This window comes from Polynucleobacter sp. TUM22923 (assembly GCF_030295705.1).
Lineage (GTDB): Bacteria > Pseudomonadota > Gammaproteobacteria > Burkholderiales > Burkholderiaceae > Polynucleobacter.
This window is the reverse complement of sequence record NZ_AP027274.1, coordinates 609,941-630,991: the sequence shown is the minus strand read 5'-3', so window position 1 is coordinate 630,991 and position 21,051 is coordinate 609,941. Positions and strand designations below refer to the sequence as shown.

Sequence of the window (21,051 nt, the reverse complement as noted above, 5' to 3'; positions counted from 1 at the left end):
TAGATTAATCCAAGCCAGGCACGCGAGCTAAGGCAGTATTGGTAGCAAATACCTTATCGCCGACACTCACCAAAGGCTCTGCAGTCAGAGGAAGGTAGACATCGACTCGAGAACCAAAACGAATGAAGCCATAGCGCTCACCCGCAGTGAGTCGGTCACCTACGTGGGTATAGCAAAGAATGCGACGAGCAATTAAACCGGCCACCTGAACAAGGGTCACAATTTGCCCGTTGGCGTCAATCACCACCGCATTGCGCTCATTCTCTGTAGAAGCTTTATCTAAATCCGCATTAACAAATTTACCGGGGAAATACTGGATCTCTTTCACTAGACCATTGACACCACTTCGGTTCGAATGGACATTAAAGACGTTCATGAACACACTAATTTTCAGTGCTTCACGACCTGCGTATGGATCATTGGTTTTTTCCACCACAACGATGCGGCCATCTGCTGGCGATAAAACCAGATCACGGCCTAATGCAGGAATACGTTGGGGGTCACGAAAGAACTGCAGAACAAAGAAGAAAATAATCCAAAGTGGCCAAGACCAAGCAAAACCACCAAGAAAGTGAACTAGCAACGTAACACCCCCCACTAAAGCCAAATACGGCCAACCTTCTCTTGCAATAATGGGGTGCGGATACATCATCTTTGTTCTGAGCCTTTTCGGTTTTAGTTCTTAGTCTGGTCGACTAATTTGTTTTTAGCAATCCACGGCATCATCGCACGCAACTTAGCGCCGACTACTTCGATGTCATGCTCTGCATTTAAACGACGACGAGAAATCAACGTAGGCGCGCCTGCTTTGTTTTCCAAGATAAAGCTCTTGGCGTATTCGCCAGTCTGAATATCTTTCAAGCACTGACGCATTGCATTTTTAGTGTCTTCAGTAACGATGCGTGGGCCAGTGACATACTCACCATACTCTGCATTATTAGAGATAGAGTAGTTCATGTTAGCAATGCCACCTTCGTAGATTAAATCCACGATTAACTTGAGTTCATGCAAACACTCGAAGTAAGCCATCTCAGGGGCATAACCTGCTTCTACTAAAGTCTCAAAACCCGCTTTGATCAACTCGACAGCGCCGCCACATAGAACCGCTTGCTCACCGAATAAATCAGTCTCTGTTTCTTCGCGGAAGTTAGTCTCGATGATGCCGGCACGACCGCCGCCATTGGCTGTCGCGTATGACAAAGCAACATCACGTGCTGAACCAGATTTATCTTGGTACACAGCGATTAAATGGGGAACGCCGCCACCTTGTGCATAGGTGCCACGAACGGTATGTCCAGGAGCCTTAGGGGCAATCATAATGACATCTAAGTCAGCGCGCGGCTGAACTTGACCGTAATGCACGTTAAATCCATGAGCAAAAGCAAGTGCAGCGCCCTGCTTAATATTGCCATGCACTTCTTTACTGTAAACATCGCCAATTTGCTCATCTGGCAATAGCATCATTACAACGTCGGCATCTTTTACTGCTTCAGCTACTTCTTTTACTGTCAAACCAGCGTTTACTGCTTTACTCCAAGAAGCGCCGTCTTTACGCAAACCAACGGTTACATTGACGCCTGAGTCTTTGAGGTTCAATGCGTGTGCGTGACCCTGTGAACCGTAACCAATGATGGTTACTTTTTTGCCCTTGATCAGGGATAAATCCGCATCTTTATCGTAAAAAACTTTCATGCTCTTTCCTTGTATTGAAATAAGTAGTAATACTGTAATGAATCAGTTAAAAAAAATTATGCCTTCAAAATTCGCTCGCCGCGCCCGATACCAGAACCGCCTGAACGAACGGTTTCCAGAATCGATGCACGATCAATCGAATCAATAAAGGCATCTAATTTACTTCCGTCACCAGTTAATTCAATGGTGTAACTCTTGTCTGTCACATCGATGATGCGACCACGGAAAATATCCGTTGTACGTTTAAGCTCTTCACGCTCTTTGCCTACAGCGCGTACCTTGATCATCATTAGCTCACGCTCAATATGAGGACCTTCGCTCAAATCAAACACTTTCACCACTTCAACTAAGCGATTCAAATGTTTGGTGATTTGTTCGATGACATCATCAGACCCAAAAGTCACAATCGTGATGCGAGAAAGTGAAGGATCTTCAGTAGGAGCGACGCTCAGAGACTCAATGTTGTAACCACGAGCAGAAAATAATCCCACCACGCGTGATAAAGCACCCGGCTCGTTTTCAATCAGTACAGAAATAATATGTCGCATTACAGTTCCTCGCTACCCAAGAGCATTTCAGTAATACCCTTACCCGCTTGAACCATTGGCCAAACGTTTTCTTCTGGGTCAGTCTGGAAATCCATAAATACCGTACGATCTTTTAAGCGAATAGCTTCTTTGAGCGCACCTTCGACATCGGATTTTTTCTCAATACGCATACCAACGTGTCCAAAGGCTTCGGCCAACTTAACGAAATCCGGCAATGAATCCATGTACGAGCTGGAATAACGTTTGTTGTAAGTCAACTCTTGCCATTGACGCACCATACCAAGGTAGCGGTTGTTTAAAGAAACAATCTTCACCGGTGTGTTGTATTGCTTACAGGTAGAAAGCTCTTGAATACACATCTGAATAGATCCTTCGCCAGTAATGGCAAAAACATCTTTATCCGGAAATGCCTTCTTGATACCCATAGCGTAAGGCAAGCCAACACCCATAGTGCCCAAGCCACCAGAGTTGATCCAGCGACGTGGCTTATCAAACTTATAGAACTGCGCAGCCCACATTTGATGTTGACCTACGTCAGAGGTAATAAATGCATCGCCGCCCGTAAGCTCCCATAGCTTTTGAACAACGTATTGCGGCTTCACAATCTGAGAGGCTTCGTCGTACTTTAAGCAATCTTTTTTACGCCACTCGTTAATCTGATCCCACCATGCAGCTATTTTCGCGTCATTTTTGCGAGGACCGGCAGCTTTGAGCTGAGCGGTCATCTCTTGCAATACTTCCTTGAGGTTGCCAACAATAGGCACATCCACTTTTACCCGCTTAGAAATTACTGAAGGATCAATATCAATGTGAATGATCTTACGGGGATTACTAGCAAAGTGAGCTGTGTTACCAATCACGCGGTCATCAAAGCGTGCGCCAATTGCAATCAACACATCACTGTGCTGCATCGCCATATTGGCTTCGTAGGTTCCATGCATTCCCAACATACCCAAAAATTGTGGGCTAGTGCCGGGGAATCCACCAAGACCCATTAAGGTATTGGTCACTGGGTAGCCCAGTAAGTCAGCAAAGGCTTTTAATTCAGGGGCAGCATCTGCCAGAATCACACCACCACCGGTATAAATATAAGGGCGCTCTGCTTCTTGCAATAAAGAAACTGCTTTACGAATTTGTCCGCTATGGCCCTTTACCACTGGGTTATACGAACGCATCTCTAGCGTTTCTGGATAAACAAAAGGGCCTTTCGCAGCAGAAATATCCTTAGGGATATCGATTAAGACTGGGCCTGGACGACCGGTCTGCGCAATATGAAAAGCTTTTTTCAGTACCAGCGGAAGATCTTTTACATCCTTCACTAGGAAGTTATGTTTGACTATTGGCCGGGTAATGCCAACCGTGTCAGCCTCTTGAAAAGCATCTTCACCAATGGCGTAAGTAGGCACGTTACCGCTAATGATCACCAAAGGGATCGAATCGGTGTAGGCAGTAGCAATACCAGTGACGGCATTAGTAACACCAGGACCGGAAGTAACTAGGGCAACGCCTACCTTACCGGTAGCACGCGCATAGCCATCGGCTGCATGGACTGCTGCTTGCTCGTGACGCACTAAGATGTGCTCGAACTTATCCTGCTTAAAAATTTCATCGTAAATGAAGAGTACGGAACCGCCTGGGTAACCCCAAACAAATTCGACTCCCTCATGATGCAGTGCACGCACAAGCATCTCGGCACCAATGATTTCTGGGGCCGGCTCTACGGAATTGGGATTTGTTGTGTCTTTGTTAGCCTGACTGGCTAAAAATTCTGCGCTGCTTGTATTCATTTTTCTCTTTCGTCCTTTGCAATTTTCGGCAAAAAATTGATTGGTCTGCTCTGTCTCTTGCTTGTGGCCTGAGTTCGAGCGGCGCTGCTACCAAAAAAACCATTTCGTAAATGAAATTCTAGGTAGTAAGCCGTATATTCTATAGCAAACCCCCAATATGGGCCAATTCCTCCTGATTCAGGTCTAATCCGTTTAATGGCTTCACCCCAAGAGCTTTCCGACTTTCTAAGCGGCATTGAGCAGCGTGCGTTCAAGCAGGCGGTTTATGCCGTCCGTGATGACGATGCGGCTTTAGACATTGTTCAAGATGCCATGATCAAGTTGGCGGAAAAATATGGGGATCGCCCGGCAGCAGAACTCCCGCTGGTATTTACTAGAATCCTACAAAACCGCATTCATGACTGGTTTAGACGTCAAAAGGTTCGCAATACCTGGGTTACACTCTTCTCCAATATGGGCAAGAAGCTCGATGAAAGTGATGATTTTGACCCCCTGGAGTCGCTTTCAGCGCCAGATGACAGTGAAATTCACCAAGATGGGGCATATCGACTAGAGCGAAGTCAGCTATTGCAGGCACTGGAGTCAGAAATATCAAAATTGCCCGCCCGTCAACGAGAAGCCTTCCTGATGCGTTATTGGGATGAGCTCAGTATTACTGAAACTGCCCTTGCCATGCGTTGTAGCGAAGGAAGCGTCAAAACCCACTGCTCAAGAGCCACTCAGGCTCTAGCTAAAGCATTGAAATTAAAAGGAATTACGCTGTGAACCGGACTAATGAAGACATCCTAGACCCAAATGAAGTCGACCAATTTGGCCTGGCTACTGCCGCCCTTTTAAATTATGGATCTCAATCCCTGCCAGCCGGCATCAAAGATCGCCTTTACGCCGCGCGTTTAAAGGCACTTTCTGTTAAAAAACCAGAAAAGATTCGTATCCAACAGCCTGTTTTGGCTGGCATCACGGGTAAATGGTCTCCAACATCAGGCTCTCGCTCTTTTTGGAATAACGTTGGCTGGATTGCCCCGCTAATCGTTTTAGTGTTCGGCATGATCGGTATCGCCCAATGGCAGCAAGATTCACGTATCAACGATATTGCTGAGCTCGATGCAGCGCTATTAACGGATGAAGTGCCCCCAGATGCCTACGCTGATAGCGGCTTTTTGGGCTTCCTAAAGAATGGCGCCCCTGCCGACGCCGATAAATCCAGCTCGGATCTATCTAAATAAACTTATTTTGAAGTCATTGAAACCACTAAGAACCGCAGTTGCTATCAATGCACTGTTGATACTGATGCTTTCTGTATCTGGACTCAGTGCAAGCAACTGCGCTTATGCCCAAAGCACGGCTGGTGCACATGTAAAAGCAGTGAGCACCCCTGAAAAGAAGCCCGATGGCACTTGGGAGGGCTTAAAGCCTGAACAACAAAAAATTCTGGCGCCTCTGGAAGATGATTGGGACTACATGCTTCCCGATAGCCGCAAAAAGTGGATTCAGGTTTCTAATCTCTACCCAAAAATGAGCCAGGCGGATCAGCAGCGACTGCAATCTCGCATGATGGGGTGGTCAAATTTATCCCAAAAAGATCGCCGGCTCGCTCGTGAAAATTACCTTACTAGCCTCAAATTCCCTGCCGAACAAAAAGCAGAGGCATGGAGTGCCTATCAAAAGCTCAGTGATGAGCAAAAGAAAAAGCTAGCCCAGCAGGAACTCAATAAAAAAAAGCCAACGGCAGTTAACGCACCTACATTGCAACAACATGCTGTCAGTCAAAAATCAATCGTAGCTCCCACTTTGCCAGCCACCATTCAGGCTCCGCCAGAAAATGCGCCTAATACAAGTAATGACAACGTCACTAACAATAGTAGTGGCGGCGCCAGCACTACGCCTTAAGCTCTCCGCCTTAAGCACTCCGCCTTGAACACTCCATAAGTCATGATGACTCCAACTGAACTCCATGCCCTGCCTTCACCGCAATTTTGGCGACGCGTATTTTGTGCGTTGTATGAGCAACTGGTATTGCTAGGGGTCATTGCCCTTACTTTTTTACTGCCAAATTTAGGCCTGGGCATTCTTTTTAATATCGCGCTACCTAGCTGGCTTTCCTTTTTGTATTTATATCTTGTTCTGGGCGTCTACTTCGTTTGGTACTGGACTAAGTCAGGCCAAACGTTGGCCATGCAAACTTGGCGAATCCGCATGATTGATCTCAATGGATTGAATTTAACGCGTAGGCAGGCAATCTGGCGCTATGTCCTTGGTTCACTTTGGATTGCTCCTTGCGTACTTTTACAATGGATCTTGGAGCTACATCAATGGCAAATTATTGAGATGCTTTTTGTTGTTGCACTATTTCTATGGCCAGTGACTATCTATTTAGATCGAGTAAATCCTTTGTCACGTCAAAGTTTTCCAGACCGCCTCTCTAAAACACGTTTAGTCGAGTTGCCCAAAAACCTAGTTACGCTCGTCTAAAACTAAATCTCACGTAAGCATTCCATCGCAGTAGCATTTTGGATTCTTTTCTGAAAGCGATAGCCCGCTAGAAGGCATGCAGTAACCCCAAACACAATTCCCATGCCTAAAGATTGCGCAAAAGCATTGAATTCAATTTCTAGAACAAAGCGCCCTAAAGCCCAAGCGGCAATACCAGCAGCGAGGCCAGCCAAGGCGCCAGCCAAAACACCAATTAATAAGAGCTCAGTGATCGCGATTCTGCCTAGTAAGCGGCGTGATGCTCCCACTGCTTTAAGTAAAGCAGCACTTCTAAAGCGCTCATCCTGAGTAGCAGCAATAGCAGACACCAACACTAAAATTGCCGCGGCAATGGTGAAAGTAAAAAGTAAAGACAACACTGAAGAGAGTCGATCCAGCACATTCTGTATTTGATTTAACGAGGAAGCAACATCCACAATAGTGAGATTCGGATAGGACTGTGCTAACTGAAAATCTAGCCCCACTTTGGCAGGATCTTGATAATAAGAAGTAATCCAAGACTGCGGTAAATCACTGAGTAGTGTTGGGGGCAAGATGACAAAGAAATTGACTTTCATAGAGCCCCAATCCAGTTTACGCAATGAGGTGATCGGTGCAACAACGCGCTCACCAGCAACCTCAAATGTCATTTGGTCACCTAACTTGAGCTTTAAGGTTTTCGCAATACCCGCCTCTAATGAAATTTCTGGAGCTCCACCAGAAATCCAGCGGCCTGCTGTAATACGGTTCCCCTCTGGCAATTGCTCTGTATAGGAAAGATTAAACTCACGATCCACTAAGCGGCGCGCGTTATCTTCCGCATAATCACTTGGAACAATACCGGCCCCATTCACCTCAATCAGACGAGCGCGCACCATGGGATAAAAAGAGGGCTTATCCACCCCCGCAGTACTGAGGGCGTTGGTAATACTTTCCTTTTGCGACGCTTGAATATTAATCATAAAACGATTGGGCGCATCAACAGGAATACTGCCTTGCCATGTCGCTAGCAGATCTTGCCTAAGTAATAAGATCATGAGCAGTGCCATTAAAGCAATACCTAGAGCAGTAATTTGCATTACTGCAAATCCAGCACTGCGCGCTTGCGAAGTAAGAGCAAACCGCAAAGCAAAATTATTTGCACCCCATTTTGAAAATAAGGCACTGCACAGACGTAAAGATAAACTAGCTAAGACTGCAAATAAAAGTACGGCAAGGCCAAAGCTGAGGCTAATCCAGAAAGTCAGCTTCCAATCTTGGGCCGCTACAGCAATTAAAGCTAAGCAAGTAGTAAGACCAAAAAGTGCCACCCACACTACCCGGATATTAATAACACCAAGCTCTTTTCGTACTAAACGAATTGGTGAGATCGTGACTAAGCTGAATAACGGGGGGCCAGCAAAACCGATGAGTAAAAAAGTAGAAAAGAGCATGCTCCAGATAGCGGGCCAAATGGACACCATGGATAAGTCTGCCAAAACCAGATTACCCAAAATACGCATCAATACTTCTTGAATAGCAAAGCCAATAGCAGAGCCAATGATGGCAGCAAATAAACTCAGGCTAGCCAGTATGGTTAATTGAGATTTAAGAATGACCGCTTGGCTTGCCCCCAGGCATTTCATGACCGCGCAGACATCTGCCTGCTTAAGGACATAGCGACGGGCTGATAAAGCAATCGCAACCGCCGCAACCATTGCTGTCAATAGGGCCACCAAAGACAGGAAGCGCTCTGCCCTATCTAAAGTTTTGCGCATCGTCGGCTGGGCATTCTCGAGCGTTTCAATCCGTAGACCCCGCAGATCCTCTGACGCAGTCCATTGCTTGGCCCAGGTCTCGTACTGAGCAATCGCTGAGTCACTACCGGCCAATAGCAAACGATAGGTCACCCGACTTCCCAGACCAATCAGGCCCGTAGAGGGAAGATCTTCTAAAGACATCATGATGCGTGGCGCAAAATTCATAAACCCAGCCCCACGATCTACTTCGCGCTCAAGTACGCCTGAGACAATAAAGGTTCTGTCCCCTAGAGAAATCGTGTCCCCAACATTGATGTTGAGGCTGGCAATCATCGCTGGATCTAGCCAGACAGAACCCTTGTCAGGAGTGGTGGGGATGGTTGGGATGGTTGGGATGCTTAGGATGGCGGAGGGGGTAGTCGCTACTGGCGTTGCAGAAACCTGCAACTGCCCGCGTAAAGGGTATTGCGCGCTGACTGCTTTGAGGGAAGCTAGCTTACTTTGTGATCCGGCAGTTGCCATGCTGGGGAACACAATGGTTTGGGCAATCCGCAGTTCACGATCTTTGGCCTCTTGAAAAAATCGCTCAGGCAAAGGCTGATCGGCTACGAGCAAGAGATCAGCGGCCAGCAATTGGCGTGCGTCAAGCTGAAAAGTACGCTGCATTCGGTCAGCTAAAAAACTGACACTCGATAAGGCGGCAACTGACAATGTCAGCGCGATCAAGAGCCACACTAACTCACTAGATCTAAAGTTCCTCTGAATTCGTTGAAAGCCATTTAGGATCACGACAATTACACAGCCTGTACTTGACCGCCATCAACCCGCAGTACTGACCCGGTAATGAAGGAGGCATTTTGACTCGCCAAAAATGCAGCAGCATCACCATACTCTTTAGGATCACCATAGCGACCCATCGGAATTTGCTTCAGACTCAACTGCACTACCGCCTCATAGCTTATATTTTCACGCTGAGCACGTGCCTCATCTAATTGACGTAGTCGATCAGTAGCCACACGACCCGGCATGATGATATTGACGGTTACCCCATCAGCCGCGACTTCTGCAGCTAACGTTTTAGACCAAGCCAATAATGCCGCCCGTAGCGTATTAGAAATGGCCAGATTTTTGATCGGGGCAATAGCGCCAGATGTGGTGCTGGTAATAATGCGACCCCATTTACGCTGACGCATTCCTGGCAATACGCGGTCCGTAATGGCAATTAGTGAAAGCACCATGTCATTAAAGCTCTTTTGCCATAAAGCAGGGTCTTGACCTGCAGCAGGCGTTGGCGGTGGACCACCCGTATTGTTAATCAGAATATCAATCGGACCTAACTCTTGCTCTACTTGAGTGACAAGGCCATCGATTACGCTAGCATCCGATAGGTCCCAAATCAAGGCCAGCGCTTTACCGCCTGCAGCCTCAATCATCTCAACTGATTTTTTTAAGCCATCGGCATTACGTCCGGTCACCGCAACCTTCACACCCTCTTGAGCTAAAGAGACGGCCATAGCCTGACCTAAACCGCGGCTTGAAGCCAGCACTAATGCAACTTTTCCCGCGAGCCCTAAATTCATATTTTCCTCAACGATTAATTTCCAAATGGCTTAGGCAGATTACCAGCATATTGATATAACTGTGCCTCGTACTCTTTAAAGATCTCTGCCAGCGCTTGCTGCTGACCTTGAACCAATGCTTGTGGGGTATTGTCTTTCAGGGTTACCCGCTTGGTATATTGATTTGCACCGATCAATGCATTAGGTTTGCCGCCAGTCTCAACACTAAGAAAAAACTCTACGCTCACCACGGCCTCTGGCTTTACTCGATAGTCACCATACAGCGCATTTACTGTAGCTTGCAATGTGTAATAAGGAAAAAAGCCATTGCCCTGACCTAATGTTGCTGAAAAAATACCAGCTTGATTGAGCCACTGCCGCTCAGCACTTGCAAACATTTCTGCTGGAATGGTGCTGTACACGTTATAAAAGTCTTTTTCATAGCGCTGATCACCCAGTCGATAGACCAATGACTTTCCATCAAACGGTGGGGCAACCGTCACAGCGCCAATCTTTAACCAATAATCAGTACGGGGTTTATAGGCCTGACCAGTTCGCTCGGGTGCTAGCAACCAACTACTCGGCGTAATCGGGGCACGGGTAGGCAGTGCACAAGATACTAAAACGCACAATACTAGAGCGCTGACAAGATATTTGATCATTTTTGTACTCCAGACTGTCCTTGGGTTCCATTCATAGGAAGCACAATTTTTGGTGGTGGCTCACCCCAAATCAAACTGGAAGGGGATTGGCTAGCAATTCGAGTAAATTCGTTTAGCTGCTCACTAGTTTGCTTCAGATTCTCAATAGTCAGACTAGTGTCACCCTGAATACTGGTTATCGTTTGGCGCAATGCAACCATCGTGCCAACTAATTCCCGCATAAGAATATTCAATTCATCTTTATCAGTAACCTTAGCCATGCGTGCTAGCAGGATATTGAGATCCTTTACTGAATTTACAAGACCACCACTCTGCTTGTTATCACCGGCCATCACCGCATTTAAGTTCGTCAGTAAATCATCGAATTTTTTCTGCGTCCCATTGATATCCAAATGATTGACTGCCTCAAGCATTTTTTGTATTCCTGTCAGAATTTGATCTGCCTGGTTAGGCAATGAGGGAACTACAGGATATTCAGGAGTCCAACTGTACGGTAAAGGCTTGTAATCAGGATCTTTTGAGACAAAGTCAAATTCAACATAATTGACGCCCGTAATCCCCATCGATTTAACGCGTGCACGCAAGTTGTTCTTGACAAACTCTGCAATCTTTTTCTCACTTAATTTCTCACCAACGATTTGCATTCTGACCACAACATATTGCCGACGCTCCTGAAAGGGGATGTCCTCTTCATACAGAACACCTGATAAGCCTATCGAGGTGACTTGGCCAATCTTCACTCCTCTGAAGCGAACCGCAGCGCCCGTATCCAAGCCGGTAACTGATTGCTTAATGTAAGTCTCCACCATAAATGATTGCTTAAAAAATTGACCCGATCCAAAAATGAGAATCAAGGCAATTAATACGCCGATTGCAGCCAGCACAAAAACGCCTAAGCGGAAGTAATTGGGATTGGAGTTTTTGCTCATACCGCGTCCTTGCTCATAATTCGATTGAAAAATTGATGCACCCGGGGATCTTTGCTGGTATCTCGTAATACCTTAGGATTCCCTTGCGCAATGATGCCTTTGGCACCCTTGTCTAGCATGATGACTTTATCTGCAATAGCGTAAATACTGGCTAACTCATGCGACACAATCACAAAGGTGATGCCCAGATTTTTGGACAGGTCCATGATAGTGCTATCTAAGTCAGCAGAAGTAATTGGATCAAGTCCAGCAGAGGGTTCATCTAGAAAAAGAATTTTAGGGTCCAGCGCCATCGCCCTAGCAATTGCTGCTCTTTTTTGCATCCCCCCACTAATCTCACTTGGCATGTAAGACTCGTAAGGTAGCAGCCCTACTAAGTCTAATTTACAACGTGCCAACAGATCCATTTGATCTTGAGTTAGCTGGGTGTATTCCTGCATAAATAACGTAACGTTATCGAGCAAATTCATGGACCCGAACAAAGCACCCTGCTGGTACATGACACCAAAGCTCGTCATGATCTTTTGACGCTCTACACCAAGGGCTCTGGTGATATTTTGACCTTCAATTAAGACATCACCTTCCAATGGCTGATAAAGACCAAAGAGATTTTTTAATAGGCTAGATTTGCCGCAACCAGAACCTCCAAGGATGACAAAGATTTCACCTGAGTTGACGCAGAAATTCAGGTTTTGCATTAAAACCTTAGAGCCGTACCCTACTGTCAGGTTTTGTACATCAATCGCAATATCCGGTTCGCCCGTGGTGATGGAGGCACTCATCAGAAGCCTGTCTTATAAGAGATAAATGCAAAGATGCCGTCAACTAAAACGATCAACACAATACTGCTCACTACCGCACGTGTGGCAGAGATACCTACTGCTGCAGCGCCAGTACCGGTTTGCATACCCCGCAAACAACCTACTGCTGAGATGACCACCCCAAATAGTGTCGCCTTGATCAAACCTGATCCAATGTCTTCTAAGCCGACTGCGTTAAGCATCCCGTTATAAAAATTAACGAACGGCACTCCGTAAGCGAGTATGGTGACCATCGAAGCAAAGACGCTAACGATATCGGCATATAAAGTCAAAATCGGCGCTACTAGAATTCCGGCAAGTACTCTAGGCACTACTAAGAATCGAATGGGGCTTAAGCCTCCAGAAACTAAAGCATCCACTTCGCTGTTTACTGTCATTGTTCCAATCTCAGCAGCAAAAGCAGCGGATGAGCGGCCAGCTAGCAAAATAGCGGTGATCAGCGGTCCCATTTCACGAACAATGCCCAAGGCCGCTAAAGGCCCTACAAAAGAGACTGCGCCAAACTGCGCCATTCCAATCGCAGCCTGAAAAGAAAGAATGACGCCAATTAAAAAAGAGACCAAGCCCACAATTGGTAATGCAGCGATTCCTGCTTGAACAGCAGTATTAACAAAGTCACCCCAGCGCACTTGCCTAAAATGGAATACTGACCAGACCAGATCGGATGCTAAGTGCCCAGTAAAAGTAATTAAGCCAACCGCATCGTCGATGAGGCCTTGTGTGGCTATTCCGGTGCTGACAACAAAATTTCTTTTGGGCTCAACCGTTGGCGCTGGAAACAAATGACTGATTGGATCAAACTCATGCAACAGTGGCTGATATCGTGCATCAAGCCCAACCACCTCAAATGTGCCGCCTGCTTCTTGTTGCGCTCTTTCAAGATCAATCAAAAATGCAATGCCTGCACCATCGATTGCAGCAATCTGGGATGCATCAAAGGTCAGCGTTTTATTGGGAGTACTACTTTTTTCTGCCTGACCTAACCAAGCCCTCTGTGCAGCAGAGATTTGGGTCCAAACCCCACCTAATGCGTACGCATCGATCTTGCCGGAAAGCACGACCTTGGCAGTATGGGCATCCGTTTGATTCCATATTGCCACTGAGGGGCTAGAGCTTGCAATGGGCGTAGAAGTGACAGAAATACTCATGTATGAACTATAAGGGATCTACATGTAAAGAAGATGAATTCGCTACAAATGAAAAAGGGCCTAGTGTTTAAACTAGGCCCAATATGAGGTGGTGCGGCTGGCAGGAATTGAACCCACGACCCCTTGGTTCGTAGCCAAGTACTCTATCCAACTGAGCTACAGCCGCAACAGCCATAATTATGCCATGGAAGAGAAAAACTACATCACACCTGTTGGTCATGAGCGCATTAAAACGGAACTTTTACAGCTTCTAGACCATGATCGGCCTGAGGTTGTCAGGATTGTGCACTGGGCTGCCTCGAACGGAGATCGCTCAGAAAATGGTGACTACATCTACGGAAAAAAGCGCCTTCGGGAAATTGACCGTCGTATTCGCTTCTTAAATCAACGCCTTGAATTTGCCCTAGTTGTGGATAACCACACCCGCAAATCAGGAGAAGCAGCGTCTGACCAAGTCTTTTTTGGAGCCACCGTAAGCTATATCAACCTAGAAGGACCTCAAACTGGGCAGGAAACTACCATCACGATTGTGGGAGTCGATGAGGTGGATTTAGATCAAGGTCAGGTCAGCTGGGTATCACCGATCGCCAAAGCCTTGATTAAAGCCCGCTTGGGTGATTGCGTCAAGATTCAAACCCCGACTGGGCCTACGGAAATTGAAATTTTGGCAATTGAATATCGCTGATACCGCTAAATCGGTAACGCACTCAATAATAGGGATCTAGCGATCTAGCGAACTTAGTGGACTTAGTGGACTTATGGCCACAGTGGGCTAGATCACTCTAGTACGGGTCACCCGCATCACATCATGATTTGTGCGTAAGCTACGCATCACCTTGGAGAGATGCAGACGATTAGAAACCTGAATCGTAAACCGAATGGTTACCGCATCTTCTTTATAGCGATCATCCATAGACACATTCATGATGTTGGAATCTGCTGAGGTAATGCTACTAGCGACCCGCGCCAGTACACCCTTGCCTTGATGGGTATCAATGGCTAAATCGACTTCAAACTCGCGATTAATGTCTTTGCCCCACTCAACCTCAACCCACTTATCACTATCCCTAGAAAGCATTTTGAGTGCAATGCTGCAATCGTTGGTGTGTACCTGCAGACCCTCGCCTTTGCCAAGATATCCAATAATGTTATCGCCCGGTATAGGGTGACAGCACTTCTGAAAGGTAATGGAGTTTCCTTCACGGCCATCTACCAATATCGCTTGACGTTGATGATGGTGAGATGCGATTTCTTGTTCAGGTGAAACCCAGTCTGTAGCGCCCAGACGCATCTGATCAGTACCGCCATCATCATTAATCAAAATGTTCAGACGAATGGCCAGTTCTTGAGCAGAACGTCGGCCTAAGGCGATATTGACACAAGCCTCTTCACGGGTTTTATCCCCAGTCCAATGTAAAAGCTTCTCCCAAATTTCTGGGGATAACAGTCCGGCATCTACTCCTTGTTGGCGTAATGCGCTTGCTAAGAGGCGCTCGCCTAACTGCAAAGACTCGCCATAGTGTTTCGTTTTTAATGCATGACGTATCGATGCGCGCGCCTTACCTGTGCGCACAAAAGCCAACCAGCCAGGATTTGGTTGGGAGTTGGTAGAGGTGATCACTTCAATAATGTCACCATTCTTGAGCTCGCTGCGTAAAGGGAGTTGCATACTATTAATCTTGACTGCCACGCAGTTATTACCCAAATCACTATGAATAGAGTAAGCAAAATCTAATGCCGTAGCGCCCCGAGGCAAGGCTCTGATCTGACCCTTAGGCGTAAATACATACACTGCATCTGGAAATAAATCGATCTTGACGTGCTCTAAAAATTCTTGAGAATCGCCGCTACTATCCTGAATATCAATTAAAGATTGCAGCCATTGATGTGCCCGATTTTGCACTTCGCTCATATCGGGTGAGCCGTCTTTATACGCCCAGTGTGCTGCAACGCCCGCCTCTGCTACAGCATGCATATCGCTTGTACGTATCTGAAACTCTACAGGCACGCCTGAAGGCCCCAACAGTGTCGTGTGCAGCGATTGGTAGCCGTTCAGTTTAGGAATCGCAATGTAGTCCTTAAATTTTCCTGGCATCGGCTTGAAAAGGGCGTGAAGTAAACCCAGCGCCCGGTAACACTCATCGATCGAATGAACCGTTACCCTAAATGCATAAACATCCAGTACCTGAGAAAAACTCAAATGCTTGACGCGCATCTTGCTATAAATACTAAAGAGGGTTTTTTCTCGGCCCTGAAGATCGACTGCAACATCCGCTTTTGCAAAGGCCATACGCGTGCTTTGCAAAATCTTTTCAATCATTTCCTTACGATTACCTCGCGCCCGCTTTACTGCGCCCTCGATTACTCTAAAGCGCATCGGCATAGAAAAGCGGAAGCTTAAGTCTTGTAAATCACGGTAAATCACATTTAGGCCTAAGCGGTGGGCAATAGGCGCATAGATTTCAATTGTTTCGGCAGCAACTCGGCGGCGCTTCTCCATCGGCACCGCATCAAGCGTACGCATATTGTGAGTACGATCCGCAAGCTTGACTAAGATCACCCGAACATCGCGTGCCATCGCCATAAACATTTTGCGAAAACTTTCCGCCTGCGCTTCAGCATGACTCTGAAACTCTAACTTATCAAGCTTAGTCAGACCCTCTACCAGTTCGGCAACTTTGCCACCAAACTTCTCTAGTAAATCTGCCTTCGTGCAGCCCGTATCTTCAATCACATCATGAAGTAGCGCAGCCATAATGGATGGAGCGTCTAGGCGCCAAGTCGCGCACAACTCCGCAACGGCTATTGGATGGGTAATGTAAGGTTCACCGCTATGGCGATATTGCCCCAGATGCGCGGCATCAGAAAACTGAAAGGCTTTTTTTATTAAAGTAACTTCATCTGGCTCGAGATAAGCCAACTTGGAAAGCAAGCCATCGATGGAGACAACTTGATGCTTGAGGGGTAGTTGAGGGGCTGAGGTAGGGCCGAATAAGTGCCGACTGGACTGTGCCAGCATCGTGGCAATAATCGAGGGCTTCTCAGCTTTAACCGTCTCTTGAGGCGAGACTAAACCGTTAAGTTCCGATGTGATGGGGACGCCAATAGCGCCTGAGGAGAGCTCCACACCGGAACCCCTGAATTACAAAGGTACTTTAGTCAACATGTCACGGTCGGTAACACCAGCAGCAACTTCACGTAAGGCAACAACGGTTGCTTTATCTCTGGCTTCAACACGTGGCGAGTGACCTTGAGTTAATTGACGTGCACGGTATGTGGCCGCCAATACCAGCTCAAAACGATTCGGAATGGTTTTTAGACAATCTTCTACAGTAATACGGGCCATTCTGGACTCACTTAATTTAGATGCAATACCAATAGAATAACTGATCAGACCCCAAGCCGCCTCAAAAGCGCAGGGTTGCGGGCCATAATCGGGCCTGAGCGCAAGCGACTAGCCGCTACAACATGCCTTAAATCTGCCAAAGCTTGTTCGAAATCATCATTCACCACAATAAAATCAGCCTCATGTGCATGCTGGAGCTCTATGTGAGCAGCAGCGAGGCGTTTCTGAATCGTAGCCTCGTCATCCTGCCCTCGCTTACGCAGGCGCTCTTCTAGGGCTTCAATTGATGGCGGGAAGATAAAGATCCATTGCACCTCAGGAATCATTCCCCGAATCTGCTCCGCCCCTTGCCAATCGATCTCTAGCACGACATCGCGCCCGGTTTTCATTTGCGCTTGGATCCAGTCGCGTGAGGTGCCATAAAAATTACCATGCACCTCTGCATGCTCCAGAAACAGTCCTTGCTCACGCTCCGCTTCAAATGCCGCTCTTTTAATAAAGCGATAGTCTTTACCATCCACTTCGCCTGGCCTAGGCGCACGGGTCGTAGTCGACAAGGACAGCTTGAGATGTGCATCCTCTTGTAGCAATGCATTAACCAATGATGACTTGCCGGCGCCGGATGGCGCCACAATCATCAACATACTGCCTTGATAGGCGGGAGAGAGCTTAGGTTTGATCTTCAACTATGGCTTAGCCTCATGGCACTTACATCACTAATATCACTCATATCACTCATATCACTCTAAATTTTGCACTTGCTCGCGCATCTGCTCAATCAGCAGCTTAAGCTCTAAAGCAGCTTGGGTACATTCTTCAGAAACCGATTTGGAACTCAATGTATTCGCTTCACGATTGAGCTCTTGCATTAAAAAGTCTAAACGCTTCCCGACAGGACCTTTGCCTGCAAGGGCCGTATCCACTGCCTGTAAATGGGTCTTTAGACGGGCAAACTCTTCGGCTACATCGATACGAACTGCATAGAGCACCACCTCTTGCCGAATGCGCTCCATCAACTCGACACCCCCCTTGGACTGCTCTTGACTAGCCAGAGCCTCCGCAAGGCGAGCAGTCAACTTTTCTTGATACTGGGCTACATACTGGGGAACCTGAGGCTCAATCGTTTTGACGATCTCCCGCATCTTGCTGGTGATATTGCCAAGTACAACAGATAAAGCCTTGCCTTCAGCCTGGCGACTCTCCATTAAGACCGCTAAAGCAGCGCGCCCAGCTTCTAAACTGGCAGCAATCCAGCCTTCTTCTTCACCCCGAGGTTCAGAAACAATGCCAGGCCAGCGCAAAATATCAGCCATCCGCAAAGCTTCGGCCGTTGGAAAAGCTTGTTGAGCTTGCTCTTGAAGGGTATGCAGGGCGGTCAAACGATCAGGATTGAGAGCGCCTAGGGCATGGGGGTTTGCCTTAGGGGCTCCGGCAGCTCCGGCAGCTCCTGCGGCTCCAGCAGCTCCAGCATTAACTCTCCAGGCAGCCCGAAACTCGACCTTGCCACGAGAGAGTTGCTGGGTCACCGCCTCCCGCAAGGCAGGCTCCGCCCCGCGGCATTCATCCGGAAGACGAAAACCCAAATCCAGAAAGCGGCTGTTCACAGCCCGACATTCCACTTGCAGATCAGCTACTACGCCGGCTCCTAGGGAGACTTGGCGAGAAGCGCTGCCATAACCAGTCATGCTCGATATCATAGGGACATTGTAGATTCAATATGACTTTTGCCCAACCTTTTAGGATCAACCCAGATGAGCAGCTCAAACGTTAACCGCCCCAGTGGTCGCACCCCCACCCAACTACGCCCTATCACCATCAGCCGCGCCTTTACCAAGCATGCCGAAGGATCGGTATTAATTGCCTTTGGTGATACGAAGGTTCTGTGCACTGCCAGCGTTTTGGAAAAAGTACCGCCTCACAAAAAAGGATCTGGTGAAGGTTGGGTTACTGCTGAATACGGCATGCTGCCCCGCGCTACTCATACCCGCAGCGATCGCGAAGCAGCCCGCGGTAAGCAAACTGGCCGTACCCAAGAAATCCAACGCCTCATTGGCCGTGCAATGCGCAGTGTGTTTGACCTCAAGGTACTTGGTGAACGCACTATCCATTTAGATTGCGATGTATTGCAAGCAGACGGCGGCACCAGAACAGCGGCTATTACGGGCGCTTATGTAGCGGCTCGTGATGCTGTCAACCAACTCCTTCAGAACGGCACTTTAAAATCAGATCCCATTCTTGACAGCGTTGCAGCCATCTCAGTAGGCATCTATCAAGGCACGCCAGTATTAGATCTAGATTACCCCGAAGACTCTTCTTGCGACACTGATATGAACGTCGTAATGACCGGCAAAGGTGGCATGATTGAAGTTCAAGGAACCGCAGAAGGTCCTGCTTTTTCTCGCCCAGAGCTCAATGCTTTATTAGATTTAGCTGAGCAAGGAATTGCTGAGTTAACGCAATTGCAACTAGATGCATTTAAGGCATAGGGTATAAAGCACAGAGCCTAGTGGACATTGCTTTTAGTTTAATTTTGCAAAAATTAGTTCTCGCCTCTAACAACGCCGGTAAGGTCCGTGAATTTCAGGAGCTACTGGTGCCCTTTCATTTTCAAGTGATTCCGCAAGGGGACTTAGGCATTGGCTCGGCAGAAGAGCCTTATTACACATTTATAGAAAATGCCCTTACTAAAGCACGTCACGCAAGTGCAGCTAGTGGCTTACCTGCTTTGGCCGATGACTCTGGCATCTGTGCCCATGCCCTCAATGGAGAGCCAGGTGTTTTATCTGCGCGCTATGCAGGCCTTGATGGTGATAGCGCTGCAAACATCGATAAATTAAGTGCCGCCCTAGCGAACAACCAAGATAAAGGGGTTCACTACGTTTGCGCACTAGTCATGGTTAATAGCGCCCATGATCCTGAACCTTTAATTGTACAAACCCGCTGGTATGGGCAATGGATCAATGAAGCCAAAGGAATAAATGGCTTTGGTTACGATCCCCATTTCTTTTTACCTGAACTTGGCAAAACTGTCGCTGAGCTAGAGCCAGAGCAAAAAAATTCCCTTAGCCATCGTGGCCAAGCTTTACATGAACTCCTAATCCAATTAGAACGCCGTGCCCAATTTGACTAATAGCCTTCCCCTGTCCTTACATCCGCAAGAACCGCAATTGAAGGCCTTGCCACCCCTTGCGCTTTATATTCACTTTCCGTGGTGCGAAAAGAAATGCCCTTATTGCGATTTCAATTCACATCAGGTGAAAGAGATCAGTGGCAAAGAGAGTGGAGCCCCAAAAAATGCGCAAGGCTTTGATGAGCCACGCTATATCAAAGCACTCATTGCTGACCTAGAAACAGAGCTCCCTCGCATTTGGGGAAGACAAGTCCATAGTATTTTTATTGGTGGCGGAACACCCAGTCTTCTTTCGCCCGAAGGGATGAATGATCTGTTATCCACAGTGCGAGCACGTATTAATTTAGAGCCCAATTGCGAAATCACTATGGAAGCCAATCCCGGCTCAGTAGAATCTGAAAAATTTGCTGCTTTTGCAAAATCCGGAATAAATCGCGTCTCCCTAGGCATACAGAGTTTTCAAGATCAGCAACTCAAAGCATTAGGGCGCATACATAACGGTGAGGAGGCTAAGCGTGCGATTGCGATTGCAATGGAACACTTCAAATCCGTCAATATTGATTTAATGTATGGGCTGCCAAACCAAAGTTTAGAAGCCGCTAAGGCGGACATTGAAGCTGCACTGGCCTTTAAAACCCCCCACCTTTCGCTATACAACCTCACACTTGAACCCAACACCTACTTCGCAAGCTTTCCACCAAAACTACCTAGCGAAGATGAGATCGACGCGATCTTCGAACAAAACTTAACCCTCTTGAGCGCCGCGGGTTATCAGCGCTATGAAGTCTCTGCCTATGCCAAAAAAGGTCAGGAGTGCAAACATAATCTGAATTACTGGCGCTTTGGGGATTACATCGGTATCGGCGCTGGCGCCCATGGCAAGATTTCTCTTCCAGATCAGATCACACGACAAGTGCGAGAACGCCATCCAGAAACCTACATGCAGGCTATGGAAACTGCTGGTAATGCCTTAATTGAAGCGCGGGCTATTGCGGCAAAAGATCTGCCTTTTGAATTTATGCTCAATGTTTTACGTCTCACCGATGGTGTAGAAGCAGCCACCTTCAGTGAGCGTACTGGCTTACCGATGAATATCATGGCCAAAGGTTTAGAGGAGGCTAGTAAGAAGGGTTTGCTCGATTCCGATCCAAGCAGACTCAAAGCCACAGAACAAGGTCTACGCTACCTGAATAATTTACAAGAAATATTTTTGTAATA

22 protein-coding genes and 1 tRNA gene are annotated in these 21,051 nt (G+C 47.3%); 8 read left to right on the top strand and 15 right to left on the bottom strand.

From position 1 onward, the window contains the following. Nucleotides 1-4: 4 nt before the first annotated feature. Genes QUD86_RS03225 through QUD86_RS03210 form a run of 4 tightly spaced genes read right to left on the bottom strand, consistent with a single transcriptional unit; the run spans nucleotide 5 to nucleotide 4,027 of the window. Nucleotides 5-652 carry a phosphatidylserine decarboxylase gene (locus QUD86_RS03225; RefSeq protein ID WP_286298009.1) on the bottom strand — a complete coding sequence of 216 codons (648 nt, stop codon included), beginning with the start codon at nucleotides 650-652 and terminating at the stop codon, nucleotides 5-7. 23 nt (nucleotides 653-675) lie between these two features. Continuing rightward, nucleotides 676-1,692 carry a ketol-acid reductoisomerase gene (ilvC, locus tag QUD86_RS03220; RefSeq protein ID WP_286298008.1) on the bottom strand — a complete coding sequence of 339 codons (1,017 nt, stop codon included), beginning with the start codon at nucleotides 1,690-1,692 and terminating at the stop codon, nucleotides 676-678. Between the two features lie 56 nt (nucleotides 1,693-1,748). Next, nucleotides 1,749-2,240, bottom strand: a complete 492-nt coding sequence (gene ilvN, locus QUD86_RS03215; RefSeq protein ID WP_100380151.1) for an acetolactate synthase small subunit — start codon at nucleotides 2,238-2,240, stop codon at nucleotides 1,749-1,751. After that, the gene (locus QUD86_RS03210) at nucleotides 2,240-4,027 is read right to left on the bottom strand and encodes an acetolactate synthase 3 catalytic subunit (RefSeq protein ID WP_286298005.1); all 1,788 of its coding nucleotides are present in this window, start codon (nucleotides 4,025-4,027) and stop codon (nucleotides 2,240-2,242) included. The genes ilvN and QUD86_RS03210 overlap by 1 nt, the downstream gene beginning before the upstream one ends. A gap of 195 nt (nucleotides 4,028-4,222) precedes the next feature. Here QUD86_RS03210 and QUD86_RS03205 point away from each other — a divergent pair, with 195 nt between their 5' ends. From QUD86_RS03205 to QUD86_RS03190, 4 genes are read left to right on the top strand one after another with little or no spacing between them, the layout of a single operon-like run. Further along, nucleotides 4,223-4,792 (top strand): RNA polymerase sigma factor, encoded by a 570-nt coding sequence (locus QUD86_RS03205; protein WP_286298003.1) that lies wholly within the window; start codon nucleotides 4,223-4,225, stop codon nucleotides 4,790-4,792. Further along, nucleotides 4,789-5,253, top strand: coding sequence for a DUF3619 family protein (locus QUD86_RS03200; protein ID WP_286298002.1), 465 nt, complete (start codon nucleotides 4,789-4,791; stop codon nucleotides 5,251-5,253). The genes QUD86_RS03205 and QUD86_RS03200 overlap by 4 nt, the downstream gene beginning before the upstream one ends. A gap of 7 nt (nucleotides 5,254-5,260) precedes the next feature. Further along, nucleotides 5,261-5,917, top strand: coding sequence for a DUF3106 domain-containing protein (locus QUD86_RS03195; protein ID WP_286298001.1), 657 nt, complete (start codon nucleotides 5,261-5,263; stop codon nucleotides 5,915-5,917). Between the two features lie 42 nt (nucleotides 5,918-5,959). Further along, nucleotides 5,960-6,499 carry an RDD family protein gene (locus QUD86_RS03190; protein WP_286298000.1) on the top strand — a complete coding sequence of 180 codons (540 nt, stop codon included), beginning with the start codon at nucleotides 5,960-5,962 and terminating at the stop codon, nucleotides 6,497-6,499. A 2-nt stretch (nucleotides 6,500-6,501) separates the two neighbouring features. On the opposite strand, the gene QUD86_RS03185 is transcribed toward QUD86_RS03190, so the two are convergent. The 7 genes from QUD86_RS03185 to QUD86_RS03155 form a co-directional block, all read right to left on the bottom strand. Continuing rightward, a complete protein-coding gene (locus tag QUD86_RS03185; RefSeq protein ID WP_286297999.1) occupies nucleotides 6,502-8,973 on the bottom strand; it encodes an ABC transporter permease in 2,472 nt (823 codons plus the stop codon). A gap of 59 nt (nucleotides 8,974-9,032) precedes the next feature. Beyond that, a complete protein-coding gene (locus QUD86_RS03180) occupies nucleotides 9,033-9,818 on the bottom strand; it encodes an SDR family oxidoreductase (RefSeq protein ID WP_286297998.1) in 786 nt (261 codons plus the stop codon). 14 nt (nucleotides 9,819-9,832) lie between these two features. Beyond that, a complete protein-coding gene (locus tag QUD86_RS03175) occupies nucleotides 9,833-10,459 on the bottom strand; it encodes a PqiC family protein (protein WP_286297993.1) in 627 nt (208 codons plus the stop codon). Further along, nucleotides 10,456-11,388, bottom strand: a complete 933-nt coding sequence (locus tag QUD86_RS03170) for an MlaD family protein (protein ID WP_286297990.1) — start codon at nucleotides 11,386-11,388, stop codon at nucleotides 10,456-10,458. Before QUD86_RS03170 ends, QUD86_RS03175 begins: the two co-directional genes overlap by 4 nt. Next, nucleotides 11,385-12,170 carry an ABC transporter ATP-binding protein gene (locus tag QUD86_RS03165; RefSeq protein ID WP_286297987.1) on the bottom strand — a complete coding sequence of 262 codons (786 nt, stop codon included), beginning with the start codon at nucleotides 12,168-12,170 and terminating at the stop codon, nucleotides 11,385-11,387. Before QUD86_RS03165 ends, QUD86_RS03170 begins: the two co-directional genes overlap by 4 nt. Further along, entirely contained in the window at nucleotides 12,170-13,357 is a 1,188-nt protein-coding gene (locus tag QUD86_RS03160; protein ID WP_286297985.1) for an ABC transporter permease, read from the bottom strand. The genes QUD86_RS03165 and QUD86_RS03160 overlap by 1 nt, the downstream gene beginning before the upstream one ends. 89 nt (nucleotides 13,358-13,446) lie before the next feature. Continuing rightward, nucleotides 13,447-13,523 (bottom strand) — tRNA-Arg (locus QUD86_RS03155). Between the two features lie 18 nt (nucleotides 13,524-13,541). On the opposite strand from QUD86_RS03155, the gene greB reads away from it, so the two are divergent. Continuing rightward, on the top strand, nucleotides 13,542-14,042 hold the full coding sequence (gene greB / locus QUD86_RS03150; RefSeq protein ID WP_286297983.1) for a transcription elongation factor GreB: 501 nt from the start codon (nucleotides 13,542-13,544) through the stop codon (nucleotides 14,040-14,042). An 87-nt stretch (nucleotides 14,043-14,129) separates the two neighbouring features. Here greB and QUD86_RS03145 read toward each other — a convergent pair whose 3' ends face one another. From QUD86_RS03145 to QUD86_RS03130, 4 genes are all read right to left on the bottom strand, one after another. Continuing rightward, nucleotides 14,130-16,484 (bottom strand): RelA/SpoT family protein, encoded by a 2,355-nt coding sequence (locus tag QUD86_RS03145; RefSeq protein WP_286297980.1) that lies wholly within the window; start codon nucleotides 16,482-16,484, stop codon nucleotides 14,130-14,132. Nucleotides 16,485-16,499: 15 nt separating this feature from the next. Then, nucleotides 16,500-16,703, bottom strand: coding sequence for a DNA-directed RNA polymerase subunit omega (gene rpoZ, locus QUD86_RS03140; RefSeq protein ID WP_100380311.1), 204 nt, complete (start codon nucleotides 16,701-16,703; stop codon nucleotides 16,500-16,502). A gap of 44 nt (nucleotides 16,704-16,747) precedes the next feature. After that, on the bottom strand, nucleotides 16,748-17,347 hold the full coding sequence (gene gmk / locus QUD86_RS03135) for a guanylate kinase (RefSeq protein WP_286298627.1): 600 nt from the start codon (nucleotides 17,345-17,347) through the stop codon (nucleotides 16,748-16,750). Between the two features lie 96 nt (nucleotides 17,348-17,443). Continuing rightward, nucleotides 17,444-18,400 (bottom strand): YicC family protein, encoded by a 957-nt coding sequence (locus QUD86_RS03130; RefSeq protein ID WP_286297976.1) that lies wholly within the window; start codon nucleotides 18,398-18,400, stop codon nucleotides 17,444-17,446. A gap of 54 nt (nucleotides 18,401-18,454) precedes the next feature. Here QUD86_RS03130 and rph point away from each other — a divergent pair, with 54 nt between their 5' ends. From rph to hemW, 3 genes are read left to right on the top strand one after another with little or no spacing between them, the layout of a single operon-like run. Then, the gene (gene rph / locus QUD86_RS03125; RefSeq protein WP_286297972.1) at nucleotides 18,455-19,189 is read left to right on the top strand and encodes a ribonuclease PH; all 735 of its coding nucleotides are present in this window, start codon (nucleotides 18,455-18,457) and stop codon (nucleotides 19,187-19,189) included. A gap of 44 nt (nucleotides 19,190-19,233) precedes the next feature. After that, a complete protein-coding gene (gene rdgB, locus QUD86_RS03120; protein ID WP_286298624.1) occupies nucleotides 19,234-19,833 on the top strand; it encodes an RdgB/HAM1 family non-canonical purine NTP pyrophosphatase in 600 nt (199 codons plus the stop codon). Continuing rightward, entirely contained in the window at nucleotides 19,817-21,049 is a 1,233-nt protein-coding gene (gene hemW, locus QUD86_RS03115; RefSeq protein ID WP_286297969.1) for a radical SAM family heme chaperone HemW, read from the top strand. Before rdgB ends, hemW begins: the two co-directional genes overlap by 17 nt. The last annotated feature ends 2 nt before the right edge of the window (nucleotides 21,050-21,051 follow it).